12 protein-coding genes and 2 tRNA genes are annotated in these 14,214 nt (G+C 70.3%); 7 read left to right on the forward strand and 7 right to left on the reverse strand.

Annotated elements, in window-relative coordinates; all coding sequences use genetic code 11:
* Positions 1–66: 66 nt before the first annotated feature.
* The 3 genes from AMO33_RS15025 (at position 67) to AMO33_RS15035 (ending at position 1,796) form a co-directional block, all read left to right on the forward strand.
* Positions 67–936 (forward strand): DUF3105 domain-containing protein, encoded by an 870-nt coding sequence (locus AMO33_RS15025; RefSeq protein ID WP_060593000.1) that lies wholly within the window; start codon positions 67–69, stop codon positions 934–936.
* Positions 937–1,629: a DUF305 domain-containing protein gene (locus AMO33_RS15030; protein ID WP_060593001.1), complete on the forward strand. Its 693-nt coding sequence runs from the start codon at positions 937–939 to the stop codon at positions 1,627–1,629.
* Between the two features lie 94 nt (positions 1,630–1,723).
* Positions 1,724–1,796, forward strand: a tRNA-Arg gene (locus AMO33_RS15035).
* Positions 1,797–1,885: 89 nt separating this feature from the next.
* Here the strand turns inward: AMO33_RS15035 and AMO33_RS31490 are convergent.
* Positions 1,886–2,038, reverse strand: a complete 153-nt coding sequence (locus AMO33_RS31490) for a type II toxin-antitoxin system VapC family toxin (RefSeq protein WP_139337519.1) — start codon at positions 2,036–2,038, stop codon at positions 1,886–1,888.
* 294 nt (positions 2,039–2,332) lie between these two features.
* A tRNA-Cys gene (locus AMO33_RS15040) sits at positions 2,333–2,404 on the reverse strand.
* 140 nt (positions 2,405–2,544) lie between these two features.
* Between AMO33_RS15040 and AMO33_RS15045 the strand changes: the two genes are divergently transcribed.
* From AMO33_RS15045 to AMO33_RS15055, 3 genes are all read left to right on the forward strand, one after another.
* Positions 2,545–3,090 (forward strand): MarR family winged helix-turn-helix transcriptional regulator, encoded by a 546-nt coding sequence (locus AMO33_RS15045; protein ID WP_060593508.1) that lies wholly within the window; start codon positions 2,545–2,547, stop codon positions 3,088–3,090.
* A 166-nt stretch (positions 3,091–3,256) separates the two neighbouring features.
* Positions 3,257–4,315, forward strand: coding sequence for an Hsp70 family protein (locus tag AMO33_RS15050; protein WP_060593002.1), 1,059 nt, complete (start codon positions 3,257–3,259; stop codon positions 4,313–4,315).
* An 88-nt stretch (positions 4,316–4,403) separates the two neighbouring features.
* The gene (locus AMO33_RS15055; protein WP_139337520.1) at positions 4,404–5,246 is read left to right on the forward strand and encodes a DUF6159 family protein; all 843 of its coding nucleotides are present in this window, start codon (positions 4,404–4,406) and stop codon (positions 5,244–5,246) included.
* A 51-nt stretch (positions 5,247–5,297) separates the two neighbouring features.
* Here the strand turns inward: AMO33_RS15055 and AMO33_RS15060 are convergent, their stop codons facing one another.
* From AMO33_RS15060 to AMO33_RS15080, 5 genes are read right to left on the reverse strand one after another with little or no spacing between them, the layout of a single operon-like run.
* On the reverse strand, positions 5,298–6,092 hold the full coding sequence (locus AMO33_RS15060) for an enoyl-CoA hydratase (RefSeq protein WP_060593004.1): 795 nt from the start codon (positions 6,090–6,092) through the stop codon (positions 5,298–5,300).
* On the reverse strand, positions 6,089–6,988 hold the full coding sequence (gene mmsB, locus AMO33_RS15065; RefSeq protein ID WP_076573619.1) for a 3-hydroxyisobutyrate dehydrogenase: 900 nt from the start codon (positions 6,986–6,988) through the stop codon (positions 6,089–6,091). The genes AMO33_RS15060 and mmsB overlap by 4 nt, the downstream gene beginning before the upstream one ends.
* A complete protein-coding gene (locus AMO33_RS15070; RefSeq protein WP_060593005.1) occupies positions 6,985–8,055 on the reverse strand; it encodes an enoyl-CoA hydratase/isomerase family protein in 1,071 nt (356 codons plus the stop codon). The genes mmsB and AMO33_RS15070 overlap by 4 nt, the downstream gene beginning before the upstream one ends.
* Positions 8,052–9,191 (reverse strand): acyl-CoA dehydrogenase family protein, encoded by a 1,140-nt coding sequence (locus tag AMO33_RS15075; RefSeq protein WP_060593006.1) that lies wholly within the window; start codon positions 9,189–9,191, stop codon positions 8,052–8,054. Before AMO33_RS15075 ends, AMO33_RS15070 begins: the two co-directional genes overlap by 4 nt.
* 8 nt (positions 9,192–9,199) lie before the next feature.
* Entirely contained in the window at positions 9,200–10,732 is a 1,533-nt protein-coding gene (locus AMO33_RS15080; protein WP_060593007.1) for a CoA-acylating methylmalonate-semialdehyde dehydrogenase, read from the reverse strand.
* A gap of 225 nt (positions 10,733–10,957) precedes the next feature.
* Here AMO33_RS15080 and icmF point away from each other — a divergent pair, with 225 nt between their 5' ends.
* Positions 10,958–14,173: a fused isobutyryl-CoA mutase/GTPase IcmF gene (gene icmF / locus AMO33_RS15085; RefSeq protein WP_060593008.1), complete on the forward strand. Its 3,216-nt coding sequence runs from the start codon at positions 10,958–10,960 to the stop codon at positions 14,171–14,173.
* Positions 14,174–14,214: the final 41 nt, after the last annotated feature.

Here is a 14,214-nt window from a genome sequence, read left to right on the forward strand (position 1 = left end):
ACCGCCGCGGACCGGTCCGTAACGAACCCCACACGGTTCACCACATCGAGAGAGCACACACGAGCGATGCCGAGTAGCAACAGCGCCTCGAAGTCGGCCAAGGCCGTCCGCGCCGCCGGGAAGACCTCTTCCCGCAAACGGGGTGGTGGCAAGGGCCAGCTGCCGACCAAACGCCCCATCCCGTGGTTGGCCATCGGCGCGGCAGCGGTCATCATCGCATTGGTCGGCGCCCTCGCCTACAGCCTGGTCCCCAAATACCGCGAGCAGGCCGAGCTGGAGCGCTACACCCCCAGCGCGGAGCAGCAGGATCCCGCCGAGCAGATCCCCGGCATCGTCGAGGTCGACTACAGCGGGGCCACCGGCAAGCACGTCAGCGCCGCCGAGCGGGTCGCCTACGACCGCACCCCGGCCTTCGGCGGCTCCCACGACCAGGAGTGGGCCGACTGCACCGGGGCCGTCTACGACCAGCCGATCCGCACCGAGAACGCGGTGCACTCGCTCGAGCACGGCGCGGTGTGGATCGCCTACAACCCGGACAAGATCGACAACGCCGGTCTCGACACGCTGAAGGGCAAGGTCGAGGGCAAGCAGTACACGATGATGTCGCCCTACCCCGGCCTGGACGCCGCGGTCTCGTTGCAGGCGTGGGGACACCAGCTGAAGGTGGACAGCCCCGACGACAAGCGGATCAACCAGTTCATCACCGCCCTGCGGCAGAACCCCTACACCCATCCCGAGGTGGGCGGCTCCTGCTCCAACCCGCCGTTCGGCGAGAACCCGAACCCGTTCGATCCCACGCCGCCCGGCCCCGACGCCAAGCCCGTCGACGGCAGCGGCATCGCGGCCGACGTCTCGGAGTTCGGCGGCATGGTGCCCGGTGTGCCCGGCATTCCCGGGGTGCCGAGCGCGCCCGTTCCCGGTCAGCCGACGCAGTAGATGGAGACCTCCGCGGAACAGGGGTTCGGCGCGCAGGTCCGTCGGCAGCGCGGTGCGCTGCTGGTGTTGGGCGCGCTCGGCGCGATCCTGCTCGGCATCGCGATCGGCGCCCTGATCCGGCTGCCGCTCGACGGCGACCCGCAACCCGATCCGAACGCCGTCGACATCGGCTTCCTGCAGGACATGTCCGTCCATCACACGCAGGCCGTGGAGATGGCGGGCATCGCGCTGCTGCGCTCGACCGACACCGAGGTGCGCAGGATCGCCTACGACATCCTGACCACGCAGCAGAGCCAGGTCGGGCGGATGCAGGGCTGGCTGCAGCTGTGGGACCAGCCCGTCCAGGCCGTCGACGGATACATGGGCTGGATGGCCGAGACCGGCGGCCACGGGCACGGCGGCCAGGCCGACGGCGACAGCGGGCCGGTGTCGGCGATGCCCGGCATGGCAACCCGCGAGGAGTTGACCGCCCTGCGCGACGCGTCCTCCCCGGCCGCCGACACCCTGTTCCTGAGCCTCATGCTGCGCCACCACCAGGGTGGCATGCCGATGATGGAGTACGCCGCCGAGCACGCCGCCACCACCGCCGTGCGCACCCTCGCCGCGGGCATGGTCGCCAGCCAACGCAACGAATCCGACCTGCTGACCACCATGCTCACCGCCCGCGGCGGCACCCCCCTGCCCCTCAACTGACCCACCCCACCACCGTTTTGGTGTCCACCCCGGCCATGCGATACGCTTGCCCCGCCCGATCGACCGGCCCCGCGCCCCGATCGCCCGCTATCCCGCCCTCGTAGCTCAGGGGATAGAGCGTCTGCCTCCGGAGCAGAAGGCCGCAGGTTCGAATCCTGCCGAGGGCACAGCTGCCGAAGGCCCCGATCAGTCCTGCTGGTCGGGGCCTTCGGCCTTTCTCACTCGACGATCACACCACTGATGTCGTCGACACCCATCAGCCCGGCGCACCGATCACTGCCACGCCGTGGCTTCGAGCGGCCTTCTGCATCCCGTCGTCCAACGTCATCAACGGGTAGGCGAGGCGGCGGGCGAGCGCGATGTACCAGGCGTCCGAGTAGGTGGAGTTCGAGCAATTCCATGGCGGCACCCGAATCCGCCTGGTCTCGGACCCGGCCCCACGAACAGGCACCCGCGACTACCAGAGACCCTGGGCGCCGAGGTGTTGGGGACGAGCTGGTTCAGGGCGAGCTTCGGGTGCGCCGGCTGCACCGACTCGGCAACCGTGGAGTTCGGTGTCGCCGGGACCATGACGGGGCCGTCGTCGGTCTGCTACGAAAAACGCTGGGGCTCAGGTGGCTGTGGCGACGACGTCGCGCCGAGATGTGGTCCGGGGACGGGGTATCGGTCGGGTGACGACCGATACCCCCGTGCCCGGCAGGGGAGCGAGCGGCGGGAATCGAACCCGCGTGCACGGCTTTGCAGACCGTTGCCTAAACCTCTCAGCCACGCCCGCGCGGCCTGTTCAGGGTGCCTGGACAGGGGTGGGGTGGGACAGGGTTGTGGTCAGGGTGATCGGAAGGGTTGTGCGGAATCGGGCGGTTCCGGTGTCGCGGAGTGGTGTCGGGGGGCGGGTGACGTGCGATGATCGGGACCATGTCTCGGCCACGTCCGCTTCCGCTCGATCCGATCGAGGAGGCCCACCGTCAGTGGGTCGACCACGGGTGGGGCGATGCCGCGGACGGGATGGCGGCGGTGACCTCGCTGGTGCGGGCGCAGCAGATCGTGATGGCGCGGGTGGACGAGGCGTTGCGGCCGACGGGGTTGACGTTCTCGCGCTACGAGTTGTTGCGGCTGCTGAGTTTCAGCAAGACGGGGGCGCTGCCGATGGCGAAGGCCAGCGCGCGGCTGCAGGTGCACCCGACCAGCGTCACCAACACCGTCGATCGGCTGGAGGCCGCCGGCCTGGTGACCCGGGTGCCGCATCCGAGCGACCGGCGCGCGACGCTCATCGAGATCACCGAGGCCGGAAGGGATTCCGTGGCCCGCGCGACCAAGGAGCTCAACGACAAGGTGTTCGCCCAGCCCGGCCTCCCGCCGGAGCGGCTGCACACCCTGCTGCAACTGCTGGCCGAGTTCCGCCATGCCGCGGGCGACTTCGACACCGGCGACGCCCCGGTGCGCTGGGCGCGCAACGGCTGATCACTCCGCCCCGCCGAACCGCTCCCGGCATCGCGCGGCCGGGCCCCCGACTCGACCGGGAACACCCGCTCGCGCGAACGAACCGGCCGCCCGGCAGGCGAGTGATCGCACATCTGTAAGCACATTTGCTCTTGGCAGCCGGTCGGTGAAGGTCCACCATTGACCCATGGTGCTGGTCTTGGGGGTTTCCGCGGGCGCCGGCGGTGCGCGGGCCATCCTCACGCACTCCGACCAGCCGCATCTACCGCCGATCGATTCCTGCCTGGTCGCGCGCCGTCCCGGGCGCGGGGTGGACGAGCCGGTGTTCGACGCGATCCGCCAGATGTGCCGCTCGGCCGAGGAGCGCGACGAGCTGATCGCGAGCACCGCGGTGACCTGCCGCTGCCCCTTGCACGCCGAGGCCATCCGGCGCGCGGCCGGGCGCACCCGCCTCACCATCGTGGACGAGCCGCTGGCGCAGCTGCGCTATCTGCGGTTCACCGGCCGACTGCCGGAGTCCGGCTCGGTGATCCTCTACGACCTGGGCAGTTCCGGACTCACGCTCACCCAGGCCGACTGCCGGTCGGAGGCGGTGATCGCGGGCACGCGCAGCACGGTGCTCGGCGGCGACGGCTACGACCTGCTGCTGCGGCGCAGGCTGGCGCGGGCGGGCGTGCGGGCGGACCGAGCGGCCACCCGCAGGCACCGCGAGGAACTCAGCAGTGCGCGGGTGGTGACCGCGATCGATCCCGAGTCCGGCGACCGGGCCGTACTCACCCACAGCGACCTGGCGGACCTGTGCGCGGCGGGCGTGCAGCATTCGGCGGCGTTGGTGCGGCATCTGATCGAGGAGACGGGCGTGCCGCCCGCGGCGCTGGTGCTGGTCGGCGGCTGCACGCGCAGTCCGATCGTGCGTTCCGAGCTGGTGCGGGCGATCGATCTGCCGATCGTCTACGACCCCGAACCGGAAGTGGTCTCGGCGCGCGGTGCGGTGCTGCTGGCCGCCGAGCGGCCGTCGGGGGATGTGCACATGCCGCGGGTGCGCACGCGCGCCGCCCTGGCCGCACTCCCCCGCCCCGGGGTGGGCAGGCGCAAGGTGCTGGCGGCGGCCGCGGTCACGGTCGCGCTCGGCGGGGCCGTCGCCGGGCTGCTCGCGCTGGAACGGGATTCGGCCGACCGGCCGGGCGGGGGTTCGGCGCCCACCAGGATCGAGCTGGGCACGGTCGCGCCACTGCCGACGAAATGAGGACCGGCACCGCGTGACTAGCATGGGCGGCGGACCGATCGACCGCTCGACCCGGGGGTGCCACGTGTCGTACACGACCGCGCGAACCATGTTCAGCACAGCCAACGGCTTGCTCGGTGCCCAGCGCGGACTGCGCCGGTTCCCGGTGACCTCGGCGCTGGTCGGCGCGGGCCTGACCGGCGCCACCTTCATCACCCTGCACCTGACCGGCCTGGACGCCACCTCCGCGGTGCCGTATCCGCTGGTGGCCGCGCTGTACCTGCTGTGTGTGATCGTCACGACGTTCGGCAACGCCGCCCTCGTCTCGCAGGCCGACATCGTGCTGCGTGGCGGCTACCCGAGCACCGCGGCGGGCAGGCGGGCGGCGAACAGCCGGTTCTTCGCGGTGCTCACCTGGTCGTTCGCGGTGGCGATCGTGCTGCCGGTGCTGCGCCTGGTCGAGCGCAACGCCGGCGAGCCCGGCGTGCCGCGCCCGAACCGCGCCACCCCGTGGTCGGATGTCGCCTACCTGGTGTTGCCGATGATCGTGCTGGAGCGGCGCGGCCCGGTGGACGCGGTGCGCGCGGCGCGGGACTGCCTGGGCCGGGTGTGGGGTCCCGGCGTGGCGGGCACGACGCGGCTGGGCACCCTCGGCTACGTCCTGGTGCTGGTGGGCGGCCTGTTGAGCATGGTGCTCGGCACGGCCATCGGCGCCCTGGTCGACGCGATGATCGGCGGCGTCACGATGGCGACGATCGGCTGCTGGCTCGGGCTGAGCGCCTTCATCACCGCGCTGGCCTTCTATTCCGCCGCCAACGCGGTGTACCAGGCGGCGCTGTATCGGTTCGCGGTGGACGGGCGCACGCCCCCGGCGTTCGCGGGGATGGATCTGGCGCAGTCGTTCCAGGGCGGGCAGTACGCGGTCGGCCACTACGACGGCTACCTGCACTGACACGAACGGCCCGCACGCCGTACGCGTGCGAGCCGTCGGTGCGGGAAACGCTCAGCGGTTGCCGAACTGGGCGGGCCGCTTCTCCACGAACGCGGCCATGCCCTCCTTCTGGTCCTCGATGGCGAACAGCGAGTGGAACACCCGCCGCTCGAAGCGCAGCCCCTCGGCCAGCGTGGTCTCGAAGGACCGGTTGACCGCTTCCTTGGCGATCATCGCGACCGGCAGCGACATCGAGGCGATGGTCTCGGCGACCTGCTGCGCGGTGTCGAGCAGCTCGGCGGCGGGCACGATCCGCGACACCAGTCCGGCGCGCTCGGCCTCCTCGACGTCCATGTTGCGGCCGGTGAGCACCAGGTCCATCGCCTTGGCCTTGCCGATGGCACGGGTCAGGCGCTGCGAGCCGCCGATGCCCGGGATGACGCCGAGCTTGATCTCCGGCTGGCCGAACTTGGCGGTGTCGGCGGCGATGAGGATGTCGCAGATCATCGCCAGCTCGCAGCCGCCGCCGAGCGCGTAGCCCGCCACCGCGGCGATGGTGGGCTTGCGAAAGTTGGCCAGCCGGTCCCAGCGCGCGAAGTAGTCGTCCATGAACATGTCCATGTACGACTTGGGCTGCATCTCCTTGATGTCGGCGCCGGCGGCGAAGGCCCGCTCGGAACCGGTGATCACGACCGCGCCCACCTCGTCGTCGCGCTCCAGCTCGTCGAGCGCGGCGATGACGTCGTCGAGGACCTGCGCGTTGAGCGCGTTGAGGGCCTTGGGACGGTTCAGCGTGATCCACCCGACCGCGCCCTTACCGGCGCTGGTGGGCTTGCGCTCCAGCAGAATCGTCTCGAAGTCGGTCACTGGTCACCCTCTTGCTCGGATCGGTTGCGGACATCGGTGACGATAGCCGAGAAGTCCCGGTCGGCATCGGTCTGGTTGAACCGGGTGTAGATCTCGGCGGCGAGCGCGCCGAGCTGCCCGTCGACGCCGTTGGCGCGCAAGGCGTTCGCGGCCAGGCCGAGGTCCTTGGTCATCAGCGCGGTGGCGAATCCCGGCTGGTAGTCGTTGTTGGCCGGACTGGTCGGCACCGGTCCCGGCACCGGACAGTAGCTGGTCAACGCCCAGCTCTGGCCCGACGCGGTGGACACCACGTCGAAGAAGGACTGGTGGCTCAGGCCCAGCTTCTCGCCGAGCACCAGCGCCTCCGACAGCGCGATCATCGAGATGCCGAGCAGCATGTTGTTGCAGATCTTGGCGGCTTGGCCGACGCCGGCGCCGCCGCAGTGCACCACCTTGCCGCCCATCACCTCGAGCACCGGCAGCGCGGCCGCGAAATCGTCGGCCGCACCGCCGACCATGAAGGTCAGCGTGCCAGCGGCCGCACCGGCCACCCCGCCGGAGACCGGGGCGTCCAGCGCGCGATGCCCCGCCGCGACCGCGCGTTCGGCGGCGGCCTTGGCGTCGGCGACGTCGATGGTCGAACAGTCGATGAACAGGGTGCCGGGCGCGGCGGCGGGCAGCAGCTCGGCGTAGACGTCGAGGACCAGCTTGCCGTTGGGCAGCATGGTGATGACGATCTCGCGGCCGGCGGCCGCCTCGACGGCGGTGGCGACGACGGTGGCGCCGTCGGCGCGGGCCTGCTCCTGCGCGGCGGGCACCGGGTCGTAGGCGAGCACGTCGTGGCCCGCCTTCACCAGGTTGGCCGCCATCGGCGCGCCCATGTGGCCGAGGCCGAGGAATCCGATCTTCTTGCTCACTGCTGTGCCTCCGGTGTCGCCAGTGCGAGTTCCTTGTCGCCGAGTTCGGCGAAGTAGGCCGCGACCTGCTCGTCGGTGACCTCGGCGAGGGTGGCCGGGGACCATCGCGGGTTGCGGTCCTTGTCGATGACCTGGGCGCGGATGCCCTCGACCAGGTCGTGCGAGCCGAGCGAGGCGATCGACACCCGATATTCCTCGTCCAGCACGGCCTCCAGGCTGCCGAGTTCCCGCGCGGCGCGCAGCGAACGCAGCGTGACCTTCAGCGCGACCGGCGATTTGCCGAGGATGTCGGCCGCGGCGGCGCGGGCCTCGGGCGCGTCGGCGGTCTGCAGCCGCTCCACGATCTCCTCGACGGTGGGCGCGCTGTAGCAGCTGTCGATCCAGTCGCGCTGCGCGACGAGCGCGGATTCCGGTGCGGTCGTGGCGAATTTGGCGATGGCCACGTCGGCGGTCTCGCTGCGCAGGGTGTCCAGCAGCGCCGGGATGTGCTCGGACGGTACGAAGTAGTCGGCGAAGCCCGCCGCGATCGCGTCACCGGCGCTCATCCGCGCGGTGGTCAGCGCGACATGGGTGCCGATCTCCCCCGGCGCGCGGGAGAGCAGGTAGGTGCCGCCGACGTCGGGGACGAAGCCGATGCCGACCTCGGGCATGCCGACCTTGGAGCGCTCGGTGACGATGCGGTGGCTGCCGTGGCCGGACAGGCCGACGCCGCCGCCCATGACGATGCCGTCCATGACCACCACGTACGGCTTGGGGTAGCGGCCGATGAGCGCGTTGAGGATGTACTCGTCGCGCCAGAACCGGCCGGTGGGCGAATCGGCGCCCGTGTTACCGCTTTTCGCGTCGGCGTGGATGGCGACGATGTCGCCGCCCGCGCACAGGCCGCGCTCCCCCGCGCCGGTGACGACGACCGTGCGGACCTCGTCGTCGGTGGCCCAGGCGCGCAGCGCCTCGGTGATGGCCAGTGCCATCGGATGGTTCAGCGCGTTGATGGCCTTGGGCCGGTTCAGCGTGATCAGGCCGAGCCCGTCGCGCTTGTCGATGATGACGTCGGACGTGTCGGTCATGCTGCTCCTACCACCGAGCGGGCGACGACCACCCGCATGATCTCGTTCGTGCCCTCCAGGATCTGGTGCACCCGTAGATCCCGGACGATCTTCTCCAGGCCGTATTCGGCCAGGTAACCGTAGCCGCCGTGCAGTTGCAGGGCCTTGTTGGCGACCTCGAACCCGGCGTCGGTGGCGAAGCGCTTGGCCATCGCGCACAGCTCCACCTTGTCCGGGGCGTCCGCGTCGAGCGCGGCGGCGGCCCGCCACAGCAGCGTCCTGGCCGCCTCCAGCTGGGTGCGCATGTCGGCCAGGTCGAACTGGAGGGCCTGGTTGCGCAGCAGCGGCTTGCCGAAGGCGTTGCGCTGCGCCAGATACGGCACGGTCTTGTCCAAGGCGGCCTGCGCGCCGCCGACCGAGCAGGCGGCGATGTTGAGGCGGCCGCCGTTGAGTCCGTTCATGGCGATACGGAAGCCGTCACCCTCTGCGCCGAGCCGGTTGGCCACCGGCACCCGGGCATCCTCCAGGATCACCTGACGGGTGGGCTGAGCGTTCCAGCCCATCTTCTTCTCGTTCGGACCGACCGAGAGGCCCGGGGTGTCGGCGGGCACGATCAACGCCGAGATGCCGCGCGCGCCGTCGTCGCCGGTGCGCACCATCATCACGTAGACGTCGTTGGCGCCCGCGCCGGAGATGAACTGCTTGGCGCCGTTGAGGATGTAGTCGTCGCCGTCGCGCACCGCCTTGGTGCTCAGCGCCGCCGCGTCCGAGCCGACGCCGGGTTCGGTGAGCGCGTAGCTGCCCAGCAGTTCCATCGCGGTCAGCCCGGGCAGCCAGCGGGACCGCTGGTCGGGCGAGCCGTATGCGTCGATCATCCACGTGGCCATGTTGTGGATGGAGATGTAGGCCGCCACCGACGGGCAGCCGGTGGCCAGCTGCTCGAAGATGCGGACCGCGTCGAGCCTGCGCAGGCCGGAACCGCCCATGTCCTCGTGCACGTAGATGCCGCCGAGCCCGAGCGGGCCCGCCTTGCGCAGTACGTCCACGGGGAAGTGTTTGTGCTCGTCCCAGTCCAGCGCGTTGGGTGCCAGGAACTCGTCGGCGAACTCGCGCGCGGTGTCGCGGATCGCCTTTTCGTCCTCGTCGAGTGTGAACATCGCCGCGATCAGTCCATGGTCGGGATGACGAACGCGTTGGACGCGGAGGCTGCGGAGCGTCCCGACAGCACAGCTCGGCTTCCGCCCTCCGGCCAGCGCTGCGTCACGGTCTTGGTCTTGGTGTAGAAGCGGATCGAGTCGGGGCCGTGCTGGTTGAGATCGCCGAAGCCGGAACGCTTCCAGCCGCCGAAGGTGTAGTAGGCGATCGGCACCGGGATCGGCACGTTGATGCCGACCATGCCGACCTGCACGCGGGCGGCGAAATCGCGGGCGGTGTCACCGTCGCGGGTGAAGATCGCCACGCCGTTGCCGTACTCGTGCTCGTTGGCCAGGCGCAGGCCCTCCTCGTAGTCCTTGGCGCGCACCACCGAGACGACGGGGCCGAAGATCTCCTCCTTGTAGATGCGCATCTCCGGGGTGACCTTGTCGAACAGGGTCGCGCCGACGAAGTAGCCGTCCTCGCCGCCTTCGACGGTCAGGCCACGGCCGTCCACGACCAGTTCGGCGCCCTCGTCGATGCCGATCTGCACATAGTTGTTCACCCGGTCCACACCGTCCTTGCCGACCAGCGGGCCGAAGTCGGCGCCCGGGTCGTCGGAGCGGCCGACGTTGAGCTTGTGCACCCGCTCGGTGAGCTTGGCGACCAGCCGATCGGCGGTCTCTTCCCCGACCGGCACCGCCACCGAGATCGCCATGCAGCGCTCGCCTGCGGAGCCGTAGCCCGCGCCGATGAGCTGGTCGGCCACGTCGTCGAGGTCGGCGTCGGGCATGACGATGGCGTGGTTCTTCGCGCCGCCGAAGCACTGGGCGCGCTTGCCGTTGGCGGTGGCGGTCTCGTAGATGTACTGCGCGATCGGGGTGGAACCGACGAAGCCGACGGCCTTGATACGCGGGTCGTGCAGCAGCGTGTCGACGGCCTCCTTGTCGCCGTTGATCACGTTGAACACGCCCGCGGGCAGGCCGGCCTCGAGGAACAGCTCGGCGAGCCGCAGCGGGACCGAGGGGTCGCGCTCGGAGGGCTTGAGCACGAAGGCGTTACCGCAGGCCAGCGCCGGTCCGGCCTTCCACAGCGGGATCATGGCCGGGAAGTTGAACGGGGTGATGCCCGCGACGACGCCGAGCGGCTGGCGCATCGAGTAGACGTCGATGCCGGTGCCCGCGCCCTCGGTGTATTCGCCCTTGAGCAGGTGCGGGATGCCGACGGCGAACTCGATGACCTCGAGACCGCGCTGGATGTCGCCCTTGGCGTCGGCGATGGTCTTGCCGTGCTCGCTGGACAGCAGCGCGGCCAGGCTGTCCATCTCGTCCTGCACCAGGGCGAGGAACTTCATCATGACGCGGGCACGCTTCTGCGGGTTGAACGCGGCCCACTCCTGCTGCGCCGCTTCGGCGTTCGCGATGGCGGCCTCGACCTCGGACTTGCTCGCCAGCGGCACCCTGGCCTGCACCTGGCCGATGTTGGGGTCGTAGACGTCGCCGAACTTGCCCGACGTGCCCGCGACGTGCTGCCCGCCGATGAAGTGAGTGAGTTCCCGAACCATGTCAGTCCTTCTCTTGTCGTCGCGACGCGCGGCACCCGCGCGATCTCGGTCATCCTATAGTTGGACATCCAAGTAAAAAGCGCAGTGTGATTCATACCACCCGAAAGAACCGAATCGCCGATGCGTCACGCGGCGGCCGCTCGCATGGCGGTGTGATCGACATCACCGTAGACTTCCTATGACGTCCTAGTATCGGGCGCCATAAGGACTCGCCGGAGGACTCCCGTGGCCGACAGCACGCTCCACCAACCCGCCCATCCGGTCCGCTTCGTGACCTCGGCCGCCCTGTTCGACGGGCATGACGCCGCGATCAACATCATGCGGCGCATCCTGCAGAGCCAGGGCGCGGAGGTGATTCACCTCGGCCACAACCGCGCGGTCCACGAGGTCGTCGCGGCCGCCGTCGAGGAAGACGTGCAGGGCGTCGCGGTCAGCTCCTACCAGGGCGGCCACGTCGAGTACTTCGAATACCTGGCGAGCGCGCTGCGCGAGGCGGGCGCCGGGCACGTGCGCGTCTTCGGCGGCGGCGGCGGGGTGATCGTGCCCGAGGAGATCGAGCGGCTGGCCCGCTCGGGAGTGCGGATCTTCTCGCCCGAGGACGGCCAGCGGCTCGGCCTGCCGGGCATGATCAACGAGCTGATCCAGACCTGCGATGTGGACCTGACCGGCGAGCGGCTCGCCGTCGAGGCGGTGCTGGCCGGTGAGCGCACCGCGCTGGCCCGGGTCATCACCTGCCTGCAACAGGACGCGCTACCCGCCGCCGACCGCGACGCGCTGCTGGCCGCCGCCCGCGACCGGACGGTGCCGGTGCTCGGCATCACCGGTACCGGCGGGTCCGGAAAGTCCTCGCTCACCGACGAATTGGTCCGCAGGCTGCGCACCGACCAGCAGGACAAGCTGCGGGTGGCGATCCTGGCCGTCGACCCGACGCGGCGCCGCGGCGGCGGCGCGCTGCTCGGCGACCGGATCCGGATGAATTCCCTCGACGGCACGCACGTGTTCTTCCGCTCGCTGGCCACCCGCGGCGGGCACGAACTCCCGCACGACATCGACGCCGTCATCGCCGCGTGCAAGGCGGCGGGCTACGACCTGGTGATCCTGGAGACGCCGGGCATCGGCCAGGGCGACGCGGCGATCGTCGACCATGTCGACGTCGCCATGTACGTGATGACACCGGAGTTCGGCGCCGCCTCGCAGCTGGAGAAGATCGACATGCTCGACTTCGCGGACGTGGTGGCGATCAACAAGTTCGAGCGCCGCGGCGGCGCGGACGCCGTGCGGGACGTCTCGCGCCAGCTGCTGCGCAACCGCGAGGCGTTCGGTGCCGACCCGGCGGACATGCCGGTCTTCGGCACCAGCGCGGCCACCTTCAACGACGACGGGGTCACCGCCCTCTACCAGCATCTGCTCGAGCTGCTCGGCGCGCGCGGACTCCCGGTCGACGAGGGCGTGCTGCCCCGGGTGCAGACCCGGGTCTCCACCCGCTTCGCCCAGATCATCCCCACCGCCCGGGTGCGCTACCTCGCCGAGATCGCCGACACCGTGCGGGCTCATCACGCGCGCACCCGCGACCAGGTGGCGGCGGCGCAGCGGGTGCAGCGGCTGGAACTGGTGGCCGCGGAGCTGCCCGGCGACGCGGCCGTCGCCGACTTGCTGGCCCGCGCCCGCGCGGAGCTCGACCCCGAGAACGCCGCCCTGCTGGCGCGCTGGCCCGAGGTCGCCGAGAGCTACCGCGGACCCGAACAGGTGGTGCGGGTGCGCGATCGCGAGATCCGCACCACGCTGCGGCGGGAATCGCTGTCGGGCAGCAGTATTCCGCGGGTGGCGCTGCCGCGCTTCACCGACCACGGTGAGCTGCTGCGGTTCCTGCGCTCGGAGAACCTGCCCGGGCACTTCCCGTTCACCGCCGGGGTGTTCCCGTTCAAACGCGACAACGAGGATCCGGCGCGGATGTTCGCCGGCGAGGGCGACCCGTTCCGCACCAACCGCCGGTTCAAGGTGCTCTCGGAGCATTCCGAGGCCAAACGCCTGTCCACGGCGTTCGATTCGGTGACCCTCTACGGGCGCGACCCCGACGAGCGGCCCGACATCTACGGCAAGGTCGGCACCTCCGGGGTCTCCATCGCCACCGTCGACGACATGAAGGCGCTCTACGACGGCTTCGACCTCACCGCGCCCACCACCTCGGTGTCGATGACGATCAACGGCCCCGCGCCGACCATCCTCGCCTTCTTCCTCAACACCGCGATCGACCAGGCGCTGGACCGGTTCCGGGCGGCCGAGGGCCGCGAGCCCACCGCCGACGAAGCCGCCGACCTCCGCGCGCGCACCCTGGCCACCGTGCGCGGCACCGTGCAGGCCGACATCCTCAAGGAGGATCAGGGCCAGAACACCTGCATCTTCTCCACCGAGTTCAGCCTGCGCATGATGGCCGACATCCAGGAGTGGTTCGTGCGCAACAAGGTTCGCAACTTCTACTCGGTGTCGATCTCCGGCTATCACATCGCCGAGGCGGGCGCGAACCCGATCAGCCAGCTGGCCTTCACGCTCGCCAACGGCTTCACCTACGTGGAGGCATACCTGGCGCGCGGCATGCACATCGACGACTTCGCGCCCAACCTGTCGTTCTTCTTCTCCAACGGCATGGACCCGGAGTACTCGGTGATCGGCCGGGTGGCGCGCCGGATCTGGGCGATCGCGCTGTGCGACAAGTACGGCGCCGCCGAGCGCTCGCAGAAGCTGAAGTACCACGTGCAGACCTCGGGCCGCTCGCTGCACGCGCAGGAGATGAACTTCAACGACATCCGCACCACGTTGCAGGCGCTCATCGCCATCTACGACAACTGCAACAGCCTGCACACCAACGCCTACGACGAGGCCGTGACCACCCCCACCGAGGACTCGGTGCGCCGGGCGCTGGCGATCCAGCTCATCATCAACCGGGAATGGGGGCTGGCGATGAACGAGAACCCCTTGCAGGGCAGTTTCATCATCGACGAGCTCACCGACCTGGTGGAGGAGGCGGTGCTCACCGAGTTCGAGCGGATCAGCGAGCGCGGCGGCGTGCTGGGCGCGATGGAGACCGGCTACCAGCGCGGCAAGATCCAGGACGAGTCGATGCTCTACGAGCACCGCAAGCACGACGGCTCGCTGCCGATCATCGGCGTGAACACCTTCCGCAATCCACACGGCGAGCCGGAACGCACGCTCGAGCTGGCCCGCGCCACCGAACGGGAGAAGCAGTCCCAGCTCGACCGGGTGCGCGAGTTCCAGCGCAGGCACCGCACCCAGGCGCAGGCGGCGCTGGCCCGGCTCGAGGAGGTCGCCCGCACCGACGAGAACATCTTCGAGGTGCTCATGGACGCCGCGCGGGTCTGCTCGTTGCAGCAGGTGACCGAGACGTTCTTCACCGTCGGCGGACAGTACCGGCGCAACGTGTGAAGTCGGCGCGGCCCGGGTATGCGTTTGCCGCCGGGCCGGGC

Source organism: Nocardia farcinica (genome assembly GCF_001182745.1).
Lineage (GTDB): Bacteria > Actinomycetota > Actinomycetes > Mycobacteriales > Mycobacteriaceae > Nocardia > Nocardia farcinica.

Bases quoted from the DNA above. Each gene is read 5' to 3' on its own strand.
- AMO33_RS15025 (WP_060593000.1), top strand. From the start codon at position 67: ATGCCGAGTAGCAACAGCGCCTCGAAGTCGGCCAAGGCCGTCCGCGCC.
- AMO33_RS15075 (WP_060593006.1), bottom strand. From the start codon at position 9,191: ATGTTCACACTCGACGAGGACGAAAAGGCGATCCGCGACACCGCGCGC.
- AMO33_RS15080 (WP_060593007.1), bottom strand. From the start codon at position 10,732: ATGGTTCGGGAACTCACTCACTTCATCGGCGGGCAGCACGTCGCGGGC.
- AMO33_RS15030 (WP_060593001.1), top strand. From the start codon at position 937: ATGGAGACCTCCGCGGAACAGGGGTTCGGCGCGCAGGTCCGTCGGCAG.
- AMO33_RS15055 (WP_139337520.1), top strand. From the start codon at position 4,404: ATGTTCAGCACAGCCAACGGCTTGCTCGGTGCCCAGCGCGGACTGCGC.
- AMO33_RS15050 (WP_060593002.1), top strand. From the start codon at position 3,257: ATGGTGCTGGTCTTGGGGGTTTCCGCGGGCGCCGGCGGTGCGCGGGCC.
- AMO33_RS15045 (WP_060593508.1), top strand. From the start codon at position 2,545: ATGTCTCGGCCACGTCCGCTTCCGCTCGATCCGATCGAGGAGGCCCAC.
- AMO33_RS15070 (WP_060593005.1), bottom strand. From the start codon at position 8,055: ATGACCGACACGTCCGACGTCATCATCGACAAGCGCGACGGGCTCGGC.